13 protein-coding genes are annotated in these 16,489 nt (G+C 61.0%); 7 read left to right on the forward strand and 6 right to left on the reverse strand.

The features are described from left to right. Positions 1-20 precede the first annotated feature (20 nt). Together FRAAU_RS07915 and FRAAU_RS07920 are read left to right on the forward strand one after the other, a co-directional pair. Entirely contained in the window at positions 21-584 is a 564-nt protein-coding gene (locus FRAAU_RS07915; RefSeq protein ID WP_014403022.1) for a nucleotidyltransferase family protein, read from the forward strand. A 155-nt stretch (positions 585-739) separates the two neighbouring features. After that, complete coding sequence (locus FRAAU_RS07920) at positions 740-1,555, forward strand: SDR family NAD(P)-dependent oxidoreductase (protein WP_014403023.1); 816 nt, start codon at positions 740-742, stop codon at positions 1,553-1,555. On the opposite strand, the gene FRAAU_RS07925 is transcribed toward FRAAU_RS07920, so the two are convergent. The 3 genes from FRAAU_RS07925 to FRAAU_RS07935 form a co-directional block, all read right to left on the reverse strand. Beyond that, positions 1,546-2,526, reverse strand: coding sequence for a nucleoside hydrolase (locus FRAAU_RS07925; protein ID WP_014403024.1), 981 nt, complete (start codon positions 2,524-2,526; stop codon positions 1,546-1,548). The genes FRAAU_RS07920 and FRAAU_RS07925 overlap by 10 nt on opposite strands. Before the next feature lie 394 nt (positions 2,527-2,920). Continuing rightward, positions 2,921-3,688: a precorrin-6A synthase (deacetylating) gene (gene cobF, locus FRAAU_RS07930; protein ID WP_014403026.1), complete on the reverse strand. Its 768-nt coding sequence runs from the start codon at positions 3,686-3,688 to the stop codon at positions 2,921-2,923. A 161-nt stretch (positions 3,689-3,849) separates the two neighbouring features. Beyond that, complete coding sequence (locus tag FRAAU_RS07935) at positions 3,850-6,120, reverse strand: tetratricopeptide repeat-containing diguanylate cyclase (protein ID WP_014403027.1); 2,271 nt, start codon at positions 6,118-6,120, stop codon at positions 3,850-3,852. Positions 6,121-6,361: 241 nt separating this feature from the next. Here FRAAU_RS07935 and FRAAU_RS07940 point away from each other — a divergent pair, with 241 nt between their 5' ends. From FRAAU_RS07940 to FRAAU_RS17390, 5 genes are all read left to right on the forward strand, one after another. Next, a complete protein-coding gene (locus FRAAU_RS07940; protein WP_014403028.1) occupies positions 6,362-9,136 on the forward strand; it encodes a UvrD-helicase domain-containing protein in 2,775 nt (924 codons plus the stop codon). An 85-nt stretch (positions 9,137-9,221) separates the two neighbouring features. Then, entirely contained in the window at positions 9,222-9,647 is a 426-nt protein-coding gene (locus FRAAU_RS07945) for a GNAT family N-acetyltransferase (protein WP_014403029.1), read from the forward strand. Positions 9,648-9,848: 201 nt separating this feature from the next. Beyond that, positions 9,849-10,148, forward strand: coding sequence for a hypothetical protein (locus FRAAU_RS07950; RefSeq protein ID WP_014403030.1), 300 nt, complete (start codon positions 9,849-9,851; stop codon positions 10,146-10,148). A gap of 314 nt (positions 10,149-10,462) precedes the next feature. After that, a complete protein-coding gene (locus FRAAU_RS07955) occupies positions 10,463-11,440 on the forward strand; it encodes a WD40 repeat domain-containing protein (RefSeq protein ID WP_014403031.1) in 978 nt (325 codons plus the stop codon). A gap of 846 nt (positions 11,441-12,286) precedes the next feature. After that, positions 12,287-12,616 carry a CBS domain-containing protein gene (locus FRAAU_RS17390; protein WP_169314752.1) on the forward strand — a complete coding sequence of 110 codons (330 nt, stop codon included), beginning with the start codon at positions 12,287-12,289 and terminating at the stop codon, positions 12,614-12,616. A 38-nt stretch (positions 12,617-12,654) separates the two neighbouring features. Here FRAAU_RS17390 and FRAAU_RS17395 read toward each other — a convergent pair whose 3' ends face one another. The 3 genes from FRAAU_RS17395 to FRAAU_RS07970 form a co-directional block, all read right to left on the reverse strand. Beyond that, entirely contained in the window at positions 12,655-12,801 is a 147-nt protein-coding gene (locus FRAAU_RS17395) for a hypothetical protein (protein ID WP_169314753.1), read from the reverse strand. Positions 12,802-13,028: 227 nt separating this feature from the next. Beyond that, entirely contained in the window at positions 13,029-14,366 is a 1,338-nt protein-coding gene (locus FRAAU_RS07965; RefSeq protein ID WP_014403032.1) for a methyl-accepting chemotaxis protein, read from the reverse strand. 984 nt (positions 14,367-15,350) lie between these two features. Beyond that, complete coding sequence (locus FRAAU_RS07970; RefSeq protein ID WP_014403034.1) at positions 15,351-16,394, reverse strand: MBL fold metallo-hydrolase; 1,044 nt, start codon at positions 16,392-16,394, stop codon at positions 15,351-15,353. Between the last annotated feature and the right edge of the window lie 95 nt (positions 16,395-16,489).

Consider the following 16,489-nt stretch of genomic DNA (forward strand, 5'->3'; position numbering starts at 1 on the left):
CTGCGCGATGCCCGGCGCTGATGTCTTCCGGCTGTGGCCACGGACGCAGCCTGGTCCGGCTGCTGCACGCCGATCCGGTCCGCTGGCAAGCTCTGCAGGCCGTGCGGAGTTTGCAGCTTGAGGATGGCTGGATCGGTGCGGGGTTTGTCCGCGATGCGGTATGGGATCATCTCCATGGACAGGTCGTGTCGCTTCCGTTCGGTGATGTCGATGTGGTCTGGTTTGATCACGAGCACCCGGGGCGGGCAGCGGATCGTATTCACGAGTCCATGCTCACGGCACTGATGCCCCAACTGCGCTGGTCAGTCAAGAATCAGGCGAGAATGCATCGGCGCAATGGAGATGCTGCCTACCTGTCGGTGGCCGATGCGATCGCACGCTGGCCGGAAACCGCGACGGCGGTGGCAGTGCGGCTCGATGCCGGAGGGCGTGTCGAGATCATGGCCCCCTGGGGGCTGGATGATCTGTTCGATCTGCGTTTGCGGCCGACGCCGGCTTTTTCGGGAGACAAACACCCCATATATCGGCAGCGGGTCGCTGCCAAGGCCTGGTTGCAGCGTTATCCGGGATTGCATGTGGAATGAATGCCGGCCGTGGCCTGAGGCGCCAGGCTGGACGTCATTGCCGCTTGGCGCTTGCGGCCATGGAACCTATGCTGCGGCGCAGGGTTTCACGGCCTCCGAAAAGGTGTACATCTGGACGACGTGGCTCTTGATCGCCACGATTCGGGAGGTGGGTGATGAGCAGGATCCGTGGAAGCACGATACTGATCACCGGTGGTGCCTCGGGGCTGGGCCGGCTGCTGGGGCTGCGAATGCTGGAAGCCGGTGCGGCCCAGCTGTTGATCTGGGATCGACAGGTCGACGCGATGGCTGTCGTGGGTCGAGGGTTGAAGGATCAGGGCTATAAGGTGGTGACCCAGGATGTGGACCTGGCTGACCCCGCGGCGATTGGAGAGGCGGCTGAAGCGCTGGAGTCGGCCGGTTTGCGGGTCGATATCCTGGTCAACAATGCCGGGATCGTATGCGGCCGGAACTTTGTGGAGCACGAGCCTGCGGATATCGCCGCGACCATGGCCGTCAACAGTCTGGCGCCGATGTATCTCAGCCGGAGCCTGCTGCCGGGCATGCTGGCACGCAGGTGTGGCCATATCGTGAATATCGCTTCGGCGGCAGGTATGGTTTCAAACCCGAAGATGTCAGTCTACTGCGCCAGCAAATGGGCCATGATCGGCTGGTCCGACTCCTTGCGTATCGAGATGGAACGCGAACAGACCGGAATCAAGGTCACCACGGTCGCGCCGTTCTATATCGACACCGGCATGTTTGATGGCGTGCAGTCGCGCTTTATCCCGGTTCTCCAGCCCGAGCTTGTGGTGCGGCGGATCATGGAGGCAGTGCGTTCGGACCGGATATTTCTTCGACTGCCGCGCATTCTCTGCTGGCTGCCCTTGTTGCAGGGGCTGCTTCCGATTCGATGGTTTGACCGGATCGCGGGTGAGTGGATGGGTATCTATCATTCCATGGATGCATTCCGCGGCCGCGCTCAGAGATGATCAACCAATAGATCGCGGACCCTTTGCGCATTGACGGACAGGCAGACCTCGGTATCAGCAGGGCCTGGTGTCACTCGGGTATCACCTCGATCGGAAACGTCCAGATGCATGGCGTGGAGCTTGCATACAGAAGGGTCGAGCAGACGAGCCACCGGAACGACATCGAAGGCGACCGGTGTATGACCATAACGGCTGGCGGCGTCCCATTCCCGGTAAAGTTCCTGCAAGTCGGCGCCCAGTGGTGGTCTGGCTGCGAAAAGGCGAGTGCGCAGCGAGCCATTCACAGCCACTTCGGTGGCATCCAGTGGCAGCATTTCGATCGGCACCCCTGAGTGAAGCAGATCGCGCAGTGCCTGTGGCGCCAGTCGGGCATTGGTTTCCAGCATGGCCGATGGAGAGTTGGTTCCCGCCGCACGGCCATATCCCTTGGCAATCGAGCCGGCCATCACGATGACTTTTTGCAAGCGGCGGAAAGTCTCGGGATCGCGTTGGATCACCGCGTCGATGGTCGTCAGGGGAGCGATTGCCACCAGCACGATACTGTGCGCAGGTGCCGAACGCAGCCGCTGCAGTATGGCGTCAACGGCGTCGGGGAAAGGAGTTCGCGGGCGGGGCGAAGCCTCGGCCCAGGGCTTCAGGGCAAACCCGTCGAGATTCGGAGTCACAGGTCCCGCCGCGATCGGAATGTCGGGGCGTCCCGCATCGTCGAGCAGATGTCGAAGCAGGCGTGCCTTGAGCCCGGTCTGGCCATAGCTGGCGGTGACCAGATCCAGCTTCAGCCGGGGTGAATGCAGGGCCAGCACCAGTGCAAAGGCATCGTCGATGTCACCGCCGATATCGGTATCCACGATGATGTGCCGGGGCTGGGCCGGCGCGGCATCCAAAGCCAGGGGCAGCACCAGGAACAGCAGAGAGAGGAGTCCGGGTCGAGTGATTTTCACGGTGGTATTCAGGACGTCGATTCGGGGCATGGATGATAAGTCAGAAGGTCCCCGCTTTCGTGCGGCGGGATTTGATCGGTCTTGCCATGGCTGGCCCGAGATGGATTTTTGGCATGCTGGGGATGTCCTTCGCCGGTCTCCTGGTCATTCAGGCTCGCCACAATCATCGCTGATCTCTGAATGCATCGCCCATCCTGTTGGCATGTCGGTGGTGTATGTTCTGTAGAAGTATATAAACGTAAAGAAGTCCATCATATGATATTGAGATGGTATGCATTGCTCGGCTTCAGCTCTGCATGCATGACATGAATGGCTACGGTCTGTTGAGGCAGATGGCTGCAGGTGCGGCTTCCAAGTGACTGGAGCATCCCTCCGGGGACACCGCCCGAACCCGTTGTCAGCAGCGTCTCGCGGTCGGCCTTGATCAGCGTTGATCAGGACGGATGCGCCGGATCAGCGAGGTATCCATGACCCAGCCCTGCGCTTCCCGGATTCGCTGACGTGCGGTTTCTATCCGTGGCCAGGCCTGGTCCAGCGGACCTTCGATCAGCTCCTCGCCCGGGGTACCGATGTTGGCGCCCCAGTGGATATGCAGATGCTGGCCGGTCAGGCGGGACAGATGCGAACGACTATCCAGCATCACTACCAGATTGTCGATGTTGTCGGGAATCGATTCGGGCAGCTTCCGGCCGGGGGTGATCAGAATGTTTTCGCCGATACCGTTCAGCGGTATCTTGTGACGTGCAGCCAGGGCCTGGATGCTGCTGATACCGGGGATCACCTCCCAATCAAAGCCTCCGATTCGCGCATGGAGGCGGGTCAGCACCCGGATCGTGCCGTCATACAGGGATGGATCGCCCCATACCAGAAAGGCACCGGTCTGAGCCTCGGCCAAATGCTCCGCGATCAGATCGCCATAGGTCGATTCCAGCTCGGCGTGCCAGTGGGCGACGGACTGGGAGTAAGCGTTCGGCTCTGATTCCCGTACCGGCATCGCGAAATCCACCAGCCGGTAGTCACGGTGGGCAATGACCCGTTCGCACAATTGTTTGCGGATCTGGTTCAGGTCCTGCTTGTCACGACCCTTGTGCGGGATGAACAGCACCTCGGCCGCATTCATGGCACGAACGGCCTGCAGCGTCAGATGATCCGGATCGCCGGCTCCGATGCCGATGATGTAGAGGGTTTTCATAGGTATGGTCATTCCGCGGATAGGGAGAGCGACGGCTGCGGATGTCAGAGAAGCCGTTGTCCGGTGGGCAGATTGCTGCCAGGCTCGCTCTGCCCGACGATGGATGCGTCATGGCGGCTTGATGACACCTGTCGATGCCCCGCCGGCGCTGGCTGCCGCGATCATTGGACGGTGCTGTCCGCTGCAGTATCGTCGCTGTTCCGGAGCATGTCTTGTTCACGAAGCCAGCCGTCTTGAAGCATTTCCGCAATCGAGGTCCGGGCCAGTGTAGCGGCATCCATGTGGACCTGACCGGAGGGAAGCAATCCCGTGATGCGGTCGCGTCCACCGGCTTTGGCTCGATACAAGGCGGCATCGGCGATATTCAGCCATGGTGCCCAGTCGGTATCTGCCGTCGGCCAGGCCGGAGCGAGACCATAGCCGGCGGAGACCTTGATGATCTGCGGTTCTCCCGAAAGCTGCAGTGGCTGGCTATGCAGACTGGTGCGCAGGCGCTGGAAGATCGCGTCGACCTCCAGGGGATTCAATTGGGGGAAGATCCACAGGAACTCCTCCCCTCCCCAGCGTACCAGCACGTCATCGGGTCGGCTGCACTGACGCAGCACGGCGGAAAAATGCGTCAGGGCCCGATCACCGGCCTCATGGCCGTGCTGGTCGTTGATGCTCTTGAAATGATCGATATCGAGCAGCATCAACAGCAGCGGCGGGGACGGAGTGCCTTGCTGAAAATCATTGGCCAGAGCCAGCATCTTGCGCTCCAGCCACGCCTGCCCGTAACGGCGGTTGCAGAGTCCGGTCAGGGCATCGTGTTCGCTCTGATGGGTGATCTTGGCGTTGAGCTCGGCCAGAGATTGGCGCTGTTCGGCCAGTTCGACATTGCTTTGTTCAAGTTGCTGGTTGAGGCGCTGGCGCAGGCGGCTTTGCCGATAGGCCAGCACGGCAAACAGCAGCAAGGCCAGCAGGCTGGCGACCATGCCACCGATCCACTGTCGCTGTTGCTGGTTGCGTGTCTTGAACCGTTCGATGGTGTTGCGCTGTTTGAGGTGTTCCTGCTCCGCCTCGACCAGTTTGCGTTGCTGATGCTCCAGATCGATGACCGATTCCAGCTTGGCGATGCGGATGCGTGACTGCTCTGAATTGCGCTGGTCGCTGGCCTCTTTGTAGGCCTGCATCACCTGCATCACCTGCACGGCTTCGCGGTAGCGATGCAAGGCGCGCAGATTGGCGATCATGTCCGGATACATTTTCAGGCGCTCTTCGCTGTCATGGATCTTTGCGAAAAGGAGCTGGGATTGATCGAATGCCTTGGCACCGGCCTCGCGCTGACCAAGAGCCGCCAGCGAGGCGCCGATATTGGCCCAGGCTACGGCCTGGGCCAGGACATCGCGCTGTTGCCGGAAGATGCCAAGGGCCTCCCGGAAGATGGGCAATGCCTCGGCTGGTTGCGCATGCTGTCGCAGCAATTCGCCCAGGTTGTTGAGCGGGTAGGCGTAGGACTGCCCCTGCTGTTTGGCCAGCTTGATGGCAGCCCGGAAATAGGTCTGCGCCTGCTTGAAATCTCCGAGCTGGCTGTAGGCCGAGCCCAGGTTGTTGAACGTGTCGGCCCGGTTGATCTGCATCTTGCGGCCTGCGATATGGCTGGCCGCCAAGGCGCGCCGGGTATAGTCGATGGATTGTTGCCACTGGCCGGCATAAAGATAGAGGGCACTGAAGCTGGACAGCAGCAAGGCATCATCCGGCATCTTCATGGCGATGCTGGCCTTCTCGGCCGAGTGCAGGGCCTCGATGGCCTCGGGGATCTTGCCTTGGCGCATCTCGGCGATGGAGATCACCTGCCAGGCACGATAGTCAGCCACGCCGGGATGTTGCGATCCGGTGGCAATGGCCTCTCTGGCCAGCCGGATCGAGTCGGAGAACAGATTGAGTATGGCATAGGATCCCGCAAGCTGGGCCCGCAGATCCGCAATATAAGGCTGATGGTCGGGCAACCGGGGGGCGAGCTGACGGACGTCGTCTTCCATCAGGCGGATCCTGCCAGGATCATGCAGTCGATCGATGTACGCGGCCAGCAGGCCCAGCATCAGGCGGCGGTCCAGAGGCTGCATGGGCAGTGGCCTCAGCCGCGCGGCGATGGCAATCACATCCTGGGATTGGTCCGTGGCATTGGCGGCCTTCATCAGCGCCAGTCCCAGTGCGATGGTATCTGCCTGATTCAGGGGTTGGCTGCGCCAATAGGGCAGGGCCAGCTGCAGCACCACCTCAGGCTTCGCTGCCAATTGCCGGACCCGGACGAGCATGGTTTCCGGCGCGGGCGAGGTCGTCGCTTTTGCCAAGCTGGTTGACGATATGGCCGGTCCACCATCTGCGGCCTGCATTGTGTCCACCGACAGCATGGAAAGGGTCAAGGCCAGCAACAGAGAAAATTTCTTCATGGGTACCCATGGCCGTGGCCGTGCGCACCGGGATGGCTGGTATGTTCATCCATTCATGGCCTTATACCGTCTTTGCGGCAGACTGATCCAGCGCCGGACGTGTCGCCAGCCGAGTTCAGTACCGTGACGGCTGGCGGATTGCAGTTGTCTTGTTCGGTGACATATGTGGCCCGGCTTTCTATGATGGCGGACCGGCCGCGCTGACGGCCCTGATTCGGCTCCTGATCAGGCCGCGAAATTGATGACAAATGCATGGGGCCCATCTGCATGGGGCCGGATATTGACCGGGTCGCCGCCATGGCGCGCGTATTTGCAAGGCGCAGAGCTGGTGCTTGAAAGCCAGGGGCGGGTGTATCGGGTCAGGCCAGAAGATACGGTATCGCACACCTTGCATCATGGCCTGTTCTGGACCGGTATCGTCTTGCATCCAGGCGGAGCTGGTTCGCTGAAATTGGGTGGTCTGCCCCATGTCCAGGGAAAGGCTTTGGCCCAGGCGCTGGCGGCAAGATGTGCCGCAGCGCGTCTGGCGCAGGATATCGGCTATCTGAGGCAGGTCGACCGGATCATGCGTGATTGGCTGGAACGCAAGGCCGGCGCGGAAGCGCGGGCGGTTCGGGATCGCCGCTGGCTTGGCCATGTCGAGCTGGTCGAACTGGAAAATGTGCGCCCAGCGATCGATATCGAAGAGATCGATCGCTGTCTGGACCAGATCGAAGTACGGGCCGGGCTTGGCGACGAGGCGACGCAGATCCAGCAACGCATTCTTGCGTTGGATGCTGATCATCGCGCGGACTGGGAGGCCTTGAATGAAGCGCATACCCTTCGTGAGCTGGAGGCCTGTCGAGCCTTGTTTGATCAGGTGGAACGCCAGCCGCTGAGCGAAGAGCAGGCCCGTGCCGTAATCTGTTTCGACAACAGGGTGCAGTTGGTGGCGGCGGCGGGTTCAGGCAAAACCTCGACCATGGTGGCCAAGGCCGCCTATGCGATCGAGCGAGGGCTGGCAGATCCCGGACAGATTGTGATGCTGGCCTTCAACAAGCAGGCTGCGCTGGAGCTGAAGGAGCGTGCAGCGGGTGCGTTCGAGCGACGGGGTTTGAGCGGCATGGTGGTGGACACCGCGACGTTTCATGCGCTGGGCCTGAAAATCATCGGTCTGGCCACTGGACGCAGGCCGGATATTCCGGACTGGGCCATCGACGTCATGGCCGGCCTGGACAAGCTGGCGGAGCTGGTCGATGACTTGAAGGACCGTTCCGAGGTGTTCAGGGAGCGCTACGATCTGTTCCGGTTCGTCTATGGACGGGATCTGCCGGCTTTCGGACTGCCTGAGACGGATGGAAGCCGAAGCCATGGCGGGCAGATGCGTCTGCCTACGATTGACGGCAAGTGGGTGCGCAGCCAGGAAGAGGCCATGATCGCCAACTGGCTGTTCTACAACGGTGTCGAATATCAATACGAGGCATCGTATCGACACGATACGGCCGATGCCGCGCATCGCCAGTACAAGCCGGATTTCTTCTACCCGGACATCGACTTGCATCATGAGCACTTCGCGCTGGATGGTGGCGGACAGCCGCCGCCGGATTTCGATGGCTATCTGGAAGGGGTGATCTGGAAGCGCCGCCTGCATCAGCGTCATGGCACGGCGTTGATCGAGACCACTTCGCATCAATGCTGGACAGGCGCGGTGTTCGGACATCTGGCACAGGAGCTGCTGCAGCGAGGCGTCAGCCTTGATCCTCATCCCGACCGGGCGATTCCCCAGGGTGGGCAGCCACCGCTGGATGCCGCCGAGATGCTGGGCTTGATCCGTACCTTCATAAGCCATGCCAAAAGCAACGGACTGGATGCCGAGGCATTGCGCGAGAGACTGGAGCAGGTGACCTCAGGCATTCAGCGACATCGCCACCAGATGTTCCTGGACCTGGTGATTCCGGTGATGGAGGCCTGGGATGCGGCGCTGGCCGCCGAGGGAGGCATCGATTTTGAGGATATGCTGAATCGGGCCGCCGTCCATCTTGAGCAAGGTCATTGCCAGTTGCCTTATACCTTGGTCATGGCCGATGAATTCCAGGATGCCTCGCGAGCCCGTGCACGGCTGTGCCGGGCGATGGTGGATACCGGTGCCGGGCACTTCTTCGCGGTGGGTGATGACTGGCAGTCGATCAATCGCTTTGCAGGCGCGGATGTCTCGGTGATGGCGGGTTTCCGGGACTATTTCGGCCATGGCCGGATGCTCAGGCTGGAACGGACCTTTCGTTGCCCGCAAGCCTTGTGCGATATCGCCGGACATTTCGTCGGCAAGAATCCGGCGCAGATCCCGAAGCGGGTGCGCTCGCTTGCTCCGGCCCGGGGGCCGGTGCTGCAGGCCTTTCAGGTGGACCAGAAGCCGCACCTGGCCGATGCGGTGGAACACTGGCTGCAGCAGCTGGTTCAGCAACTGCAGCAAGGGCAGATACCGCCTGGTCGCGATGGCAAGCTGAGCGTTTACATACTGGGCCGCTACAACGCCGAACGTCAGTATCTGCCGCCATCACGGACGCGATGGGAGGCATGGCTGGACCTGTCCTTTCTGACCATTCATCGTTCCAAGGGAGCCGAGGCCGACTACGTCGTGCTGCCTGAAATGCTGACACTGTCGAGAGGTCGCAGTTATCCCAGCACTCGTGGCGATGATTCCATTCTTGGTCTGGCCATGCCGACTGCGGATGATTACCCCCACGCTGAAGAGCGCAGGCTGTTCTATGTCGCGTTGACGCGTGCCCGGCGCGGAGTGGTGATGTTCAGCGTCCGTGGTCGGCAGTCGGTGTTTCTGCAGGAGCTGGTGGCGGATGGTGCCGTGACGGTTACCGATATGAAGGGCCGGCCGATCGAAGAAGAGGCCTGCCCGGCCTGCGGTCAGGGGGTGCTGGTATGGCGCAGCGGACGCTATGGCGAGTTCCAGTCCTGCTCCAATTACCCGGCCTGCACCTACAAGCCGCGTCAGCAGGCGCGAGCGCAGTCGCTGCCGGGTTGAGCCGGATGCTCGGTGTGGCCTGTCTGATCGGGGCCATGTGGCATCATCGAGTGTCTGTCCATTGGATATCACGGAGCACCCGCCCATGCGCACAACCTCGATCACGGTGACTGACCGGCCCGATCCGGGACTGGTCGAGCAGATCGCCGAAGGGCTGAACGCCTACAACGATGAAATCATCGGCCATGGCGACCGTCTGCCGTTGGCCGTACTGGCGCGGGATGCGGAAACCGGGGAATTGCTGGGAGGCATCAGCGGACGCAGTTCGCTGGGCCTGTTGTTCGTGGAGCTGGTGTATGTGGCCAAACCTTGCAGGTCCGCCGGACTGGGCAGCCAATTGCTGGCAGCGGCCGAGGCGGAAGGGCGCCGGCGCGGCTGCAAAGCGGCAGTGCTTTATACGATCAGTTTCCAGGCCCCGGGTTTTTACGAGCGGCATGGATGGACGCGTTTTGGCGAAATACCTTGTCTGCCGCCCGGAACCAGTCGCATCTTCATGAGCAAGACTTTGTAGGCGGCATTCGCGCCGTGGACGCTGGTGGCGGTATCGGCTGTCTGGTGCGGACCTTGTGCTGCTGGCCGGCCGGAGGCCGCAGGAAGGAAGCTGAGCGGTGATCACCACACTGTGGCACACAGGTGGCTGACCGGGGCGGGCAGGAGCTGGCTGGTCATCGTGGCGCTGTAGAATGGCGGCATCTTATCGTCTGGTGTCGATATGACCGTGTTTGAGCGCTCCACCGAAATTGAAGTGGTGATCGACGAGATCTGGAAAGGTGTGCTGGAGGTGGTCGATCAACACGATCCGGCCATCAAACCCCTTCTGCTGGCCTGGATGAACGGCGAAATCGATGCCTTGCGGGCCACTCAGGAACTGGAGCGACGCCTGCATGAGGAGTTCTCGGTCCGGACACCGGAGGTTGCGGCCGAAGTGGCTCCGATCAAACACGATATGGAGGCCGTCAGGTTGAAAAAGCGACTGTTCAAGCTGTTGCGGCAGAGCCTGCGCGAGATCTAGCTGGAAGATCTCGAGCGAACAACGGGCTTGCGGCGGGATCTCCATGCCATTGGCCGGCGGCTGGCATCCGTGGTTCCGGATGAACTGACAGAACATGTTTTGCCGCTGTTTTCGAATACGGACTGAAGCGTTTGTTCGTCGCCGTCCTGAACGATGGGCAGGGTGGCAGCCGCCCGGATGGCCTGTCTTCAGACTTGCCATGTCAGGATGACACATCCTTTGACGATATGGGTCGGCCGCGATGGTCTTTGCAGGCATGAGGCGGGGATGTCGTTCCGGCTGCTGATTTCCGATGTGTCCCTCAGGAGGAAACAGTGATCGACAATGTCTCGGGTTTTGGATTGATTGCCGTCGACAAGGCGGCCGGCCGTATCCTTTCTCTGGATCCGGGCAGTCTGCAGATACAGCATGTGATTGATGATCTGCCGCGCAAGCCCCATGAACTGCTGATTCCGCCCGGACGGGGCAAGGCCTATGTTCCCATTTTCGGAGACGGGGTCCATGGCGACAATCCTCACCCCGGGCATCATGTGGCGGTGGTGGATCTGGCGACCCGATCGCTGATGAAGCTGATTGACGTTTCACCCTGGCGCGGGCCGCATACCGCACGACTGGGGGGGAACGGGCTGGTTTATTGTTGTTGCGAGGAAAGTGCGGTCATCGTGGTGATCGACCCTGAAAAGGATGCCGTGGTTGGTCATATCCGGATGGAGTCGAACAAGGTCCATCGACTGGCCACCGTTCCGGGCCGCGAGCATCTGATCACTGAAAGCGAGGAGGACGGCACGCTCAGCCTGGTTCAAATGGAGGGCGAGAACGGCAGGGTCATCAAGACGGTGAAGGCTCCCTCAGGACTCAATGGCATCGATGCGGCGCTGACCCGGCCCTGGGTGGTTGCCACCAGCAGCGAGCGCCCCGAGCTGTTCGTCTTCGATCGCGATGAGCTTGCTCTGCTGCGTACGGTGGCGTTGCCGGGGCACGTCAGGCATGCGCAGATCACACGCTATCGCCCCGATGGCGAGATACTCGCAGTCATTGGAGACTTTGATCCGGTGGCGAGCTTTTATGATGCTGATCTCAAGCACCTCTTTACTGCCGAGGTGCAGGACAAGCCGCTGGATGGAGCCTTTACTCCGGACGGTCTGCACTTTCTGGCAGCCAACGAGGACAGCGGATCGATCAGTGTGATCGATCTGGCCAAGGGATGTACGGCCCGCCACGTGGCTGTGCCCAAGGGCTGCGAGGTCCTCGCGTATTATCCCTTGCAGCCCGTGGCCCATACGGACTGCTGAGCGATGTCGTGGCTGTCTTGCACGGACTTGAACGATATCGGCAGTCATATGCGGTTGCAGAGACATGGGATGGCGGGACGTCTGGAAGCATCAGGTGTCGGTGCTTTCCCGACTGTCACGGCCTGCGCCTTCCGTCCTCGGCGTTTCCCGCGCAGCACTTACCCCACAAGGCGCCTCGGGAAAGACATTGGCCGCTGCTGCGGCCATCCGCATGGTGTCCGGACCGGCGGCTGTGTCGAGCGACCACTGCAATTGTAGGGAGGGGGCAGTAGTCAGGGAGTCCGTATCACTACGCCCGTCGTGTCTCAACACAGCCATCGGTCCTTGCCCGCTCAGGGGAGTCGGACCGAACAAAAATATCGCGGCACAAGTGTGTTGACGAGCAACCGTTGGTACTGAAGGTATGCAGCATGGCTATATGTCACGAGCAGTTTCCGGGCAACGGTCGATGGTATGACGATTGGCCGTACGGGTTTTAAAGTGATTGCAATCATTCGGGCATAGCCTGTACCGGGCCAGCGCCATCCGGGTGGGCGGACGGGCGTATCGGGGGTCGCTATGCGGTTCAGGCGCCTTGCAGGTTTTTTCAGCCGGACTTGTGGATTTATGAGTGTTCCAATTGGCGTGGATCCGGACGTGATGGCATCGCACGACTGGCTGGCGCGCGCGATGCGGGATGATGGTTTGCGGGCTGTATTCCAGCCTGTAGTGTGACTCTGGCTGTTGCCGATGAGGGCCGGCCGCTGGGCCTTGTCAATGGGCAGATTTTTTGGATCAGATGGCCAGACCTTGTTCCCGCGAGCTCTTCGTGCGCAATCCATGCACGACCTTAAGCAGGAGGACTCATTGCTGGTCGATGCGCACCAGCCTCCGGACGCGCTGAGCGAGGTGTTTCATGACGCCGAGCAGCGTTGTCTGGTCGACGGGTTCGTTGCCACCCGCAACGGGTGCTATCCGGGGCCGGGCACTGGACAAGCCCTGTTGCGCGGGGTCACCGAATGGCGGATCGAGGCGGCCTGCCATGCCGATCCGCTGACTTTTCTGTCGGGCAATATCCCGATTACTGCCCATGTGGACACTTTGATGCGGGAAGGGACGGCTTTTGTCGTTGCCTACGTCGATTTGAATTCAAACCGTTCAACGATCATTACGGGTACTTCCGGGGGGATGAGATGATCTGTTTGCTGGCCGTCATCCTGATGGGTCGGATCGAGTCACGCAGGGATTTCGCGGGCCATATCGGCGGCGATGACGTCATGATCATTTCCCGCTTCGAGGACTGACGTCAGCGCTGCGCGGACATGGGCAGCTGTTTCAACGGGCAGGCCGGCCTGCTGTTCGATGAACAGGACCGGGCGCAAGGTGGCATCGTGGGCGAGGACCGGCGCGGTACCCTTCAGATGTTTGGCCTGACCACCGTCGCCATCGGTGCCGTTTGCGTACCGCCGGGGCCATGTGGGTTCCGGAATGTATCGCGAGACTGGCTGCACAGGTCAGACTTTGCAAAGGGCCGTTGGAGGTGCGTTTGTCCGGAGCGTATCGCCGGGTCGTGCGGGGTGGACGATACGGTCAGGCGACAAGGCTGTGTTCACGGATCTCCCGGCAAGTGGTTGGCTTGTTGCAGTTCACTCACCGCAGCATTGACCCTCTTGATGCCCCCCTCCTGCCTGGCCGCGGCCTGCTGGATGGACTGGGTGGATTGGCTGATGTCCCGGATCGCCGTCGCCATTCTGAGCATGGCTTGATCGGCCTCTGCGGTATGCATCTCACCTTGCTGAACACAGTGAGCGGCTTGCTCCAGCAGGTCATGGATCTCGTTGGTCGCGTTTTTGCACTGCGTGGCCAGACCATTGATCTCGGTGGCCACCACGGCGAATCCGCGGCCGGCTTCCCCGGCATGAGCGGCTTCCACGCGGGCGTTCAGTGACAACAAGCGCGTGCGCAGCGTGATCGAATCGATCAAGTCGGTGATCCCGGTAATCGATTTCATGCTTGCGTGGATCGCTTCCATGTCGGCAATCAGCCGGTCGATGACTTGCCGTCCTTCCTGCAGGCGCTGTTGTGCCTGCTGACTGATATCGGTGGCCTGGGAGGCAAGCTGCGCATTGCCTTGCACGGTCTCCGCGAGTTGCACCACCTCTTGTTGCAGCGCCCGTGCGGCCTGGGTCTGGGAGGTCACGTCGGTCGCGTACTTGATGACTTTCAAGGTCTGGCCATCGGCAGCAAGCACGGGGTTGTAACTGGCCTGGATCCAGATCTCCCGGCCGCCATGACCGATGCGCCTGAACAGCGAGCTGGCATGCCTGCCTGCTCGCAGCCGGTCCCAGAACGCGTGGTAGGCAGGCGAGCGGGCCTCCAGAGGATCCACCAGCAGGCTGTGGTGTTTGCCGACGATCTCGTCCAGTGAATAACCCACCATCTCCAGAAATCGGTCATTGGCCGTCAGAATGGTGCCATCCAGTGCGAACTCGATGACGCCCTGGGTTCGATCCAGCGCTTCCAGTCGCGCCTCCATGTCGAGGGCCGCGATCTGCTGCTCGCTGACATCTGCGGCCTGCTCCACGATACGCGTGACCTTGCCATGGCGGTCAAGCACGAGTTGGTAGCTGACCTGCAGCCAGATCGGATCGCCGTTGGCCCGGATGCGTTGGACGATGCTCTTGACGAGTCGGCCGGCGGTGATGTCACCCAGGAATCGGGCGAAGGCCTCGGACTGGGCATCCCCGGGACCATGCAGCTCACGATGATGATGCCCGGTCAGCCGTCCCGGCGGATAACCCATCAGTTGCTCGTAGGCCGGGCTGGCCTTCAGGATCCGGCCCTGGGTATCCAGTTCCGCGTAGGCACTCAGCTCGTCGCTGGCCTTGTCGGAACCGCGTGCAAAGCCGAGGCGGGTACGTATCGCCTGCAAGGTGGAGGTGTTCATGGATGAGAATGCTGCCTGCGGAAAGTCCGGTGAATCGAGTGAACGAGCGATGCCCCGTCACGCCGCCTGATGGAGATGGCGACACATTGGGCCCCGGCGTGATACAACGCAATGCGTCAAAGTGATGTGAATCACAGGCCGGAGGTGCTGACTTCCGTACGAGGAACCGGCCTCGTCTTCAGTCACGGGACCCTATCCGGGCGTGACTCGGCACAGCGAACAAGGCAGATCATAGTCGCAGATGCATTCGAGATCCCGGCAGGGAAGGCAGGTTGCGGATCGTTCAGGATGCCCTTTCATGGCTGGCATCCTGCGACGCATGTCTTGCGCCTCAACCTCGCCATGACGAAGCACGGCTGGATGTTTTTGCTTTCGCAAGAAATGATCTGTTTGAACCGCCCGCAACTCCCCGGATTCCGTTCCTGATGGTGATGGGCGCGCGGTCTTCCAGGACTCGCCGATGTCTTGGGTCCATGAGCGATGAGCTTGCCAGATATTCGGGCTGGCCTGACGCTCTTTGTTGCATAGGTTCGACAGGATCGGCAAAGGCTCTTTGCATGTGATAAGACGGTAGGCGAGCCGAATTCGATGGCCGGGGGGGCATGCCGTCCCATCTGCCGGAGAACCGTTCCCGCGGAGGTCGTGGCGATGAATGGGCGAGCCTTTGCTATTGACCACGGCAGGCATGGAATGAGTCGAGTCTGCCTGCCCTGATGGATGGCGCGGATTCGTCAGACAGTCTTTTTGGTCAAGGTCTTGTAACAAGAGGATGGACATCCAATAAATGCCAGATCCAATGACTTTGAGAAAGTGCATCAGGCACGTCGATACCGTTGTATCTGCATGACCGGTGACACATGACGTCTCGCGAGGAATGCTGAGCCGTCACTGCTGCAATGGCCCCGGTTGCCGCAGCAGTATGCGAGCACGAAGCGAACGGTCTGTGGTCGAGGGACTTTGGATATCCGGGATTCCTTTGTGCCGTTATCCGGTACGGGCGGGCTGCCCGTTCCACCAGGCCTGCATGGCCGGGGGGGCGAGCATGTCGATGCGCTCCCCCATCATCGGAGTGGTGATATCGATGCCTTTTAGGGTGGCCAGGGCGGTGATCCGTTTGAACGGCTCCTGCCACGCATGCATGGCAAGATCGAAGGTGCCATTGTGAATCGGCAGCAGCCAGCGGCCGCGTAGATCGATATGGGCCTGCAGGGTCTGTTCGGGCTGCATGTGCACAAAGGCCCAGCGCGGGTCGTAGGCACCAGTTTCCATCAAGGTGAGATCGAAGGGGCCGAGACGGTCCCCGATGGTTTTGAAGCCGTCGAAATAGCCGCTGTCGCCACTGAAGAACAGGCGCATCGTCTGATCCTGGATGACCCAGGAACACCACAGGCTTTGATCACTGTCGCGCAGGCCTCGGCCTGAAAAGTGTTGAGCAGGCGTGGACGTGAATTCCAGACCATGCACGGATGTCGACTGCCACCAGTCCAGTTGTTCGATTCGGGACGGGGCCACGCCCCAGGCATTCAATTGGTCTCCAACCCCCAGCGGAGCGATGAAGACATCGGTCTTGGCCGCCAGAGCCAGAACGGCAGCGCGGTCCAGGTGGTCGTAATGATTGTGCGAGAGGATGACGCCGGCAATGGGCGGCAGTTCCTCGATACTGATGGGCGGCGCATGGAAACGCGCCGGGCCGGCCCACTGTACCGGCGAGGCCCGTTTGGAAAAGAGCGGATCGGTCAGCCAGTAGCGCTCCTTCCACTTTATCAGCACGGTGGAGTGACCCAGGCGGAACAGACTTCGATCCGGGGCCGCTTCCAGCTGCGCCCGCGTGATGGCCTTCACGGGGATGGGGTCAGCAGGGACGGTATCAGCCGGCTTGGTGAACAGCATGGTCAGCAGCAGTTTCAAGCCTTTCCATAAACCGGTGGTCGGGCGAGGACGGGCATTGTGGAAACGTCCGTCGCTGAAATGAGCCGATTGGGGATAGCCGGCAAGCGATTTGGGCAGAGGCAATGGGCGGGAGGGCATCAAGAGCGTTCCTGGCGGACGAAGGTCGATGGCTTGAAAATGGCATATAAACTGTACGGTGCAGTGTAGTTGAGTGGTTTTCGAAAGTACACTGT

This window comes from Frateuria aurantia DSM 6220, from assembly GCF_000242255.2.
GTDB lineage: Bacteria > Pseudomonadota > Gammaproteobacteria > Xanthomonadales > Rhodanobacteraceae > Frateuria > Frateuria aurantia.

What these genes read in the sequence shown, in the direction of transcription:
- FRAAU_RS07935 (WP_014403027.1), bottom strand. Translation starts at nt 6,120, where the DNA reads ATGAAGAAATTTTCTCTGTTGCTGGCCTTGACCCTTTCCATGCTGTCG.
- FRAAU_RS07925 (WP_014403024.1), bottom strand. Translation starts at nt 2,526, where the DNA reads ATGCCCCGAATCGACGTCCTGAATACCACCGTGAAAATCACTCGACCC.
- FRAAU_RS07965 (WP_014403032.1), bottom strand. Translation starts at nt 14,366, where the DNA reads ATGAACACCTCCACCTTGCAGGCGATACGTACCCGCCTCGGCTTTGCA.
- FRAAU_RS07940 (WP_014403028.1), top strand. Translation starts at nt 6,362, where the DNA reads ATGACAAATGCATGGGGCCCATCTGCATGGGGCCGGATATTGACCGGG.
- FRAAU_RS07950 (WP_014403030.1), top strand. Translation starts at nt 9,849, where the DNA reads ATGACCGTGTTTGAGCGCTCCACCGAAATTGAAGTGGTGATCGACGAG.
- FRAAU_RS07920 (WP_014403023.1), top strand. Translation starts at nt 740, where the DNA reads ATGAGCAGGATCCGTGGAAGCACGATACTGATCACCGGTGGTGCCTCG.
- FRAAU_RS07915 (WP_014403022.1), top strand. Translation starts at nt 21, where the DNA reads ATGTCTTCCGGCTGTGGCCACGGACGCAGCCTGGTCCGGCTGCTGCAC.
- FRAAU_RS07970 (WP_014403034.1), bottom strand. Translation starts at nt 16,394, where the DNA reads ATGCCCTCCCGCCCATTGCCTCTGCCCAAATCGCTTGCCGGCTATCCC.
- cobF (WP_014403026.1), bottom strand. Translation starts at nt 3,688, where the DNA reads ATGAAAACCCTCTACATCATCGGCATCGGAGCCGGCGATCCGGATCAT.
- FRAAU_RS07945 (WP_014403029.1), top strand. Translation starts at nt 9,222, where the DNA reads ATGCGCACAACCTCGATCACGGTGACTGACCGGCCCGATCCGGGACTG.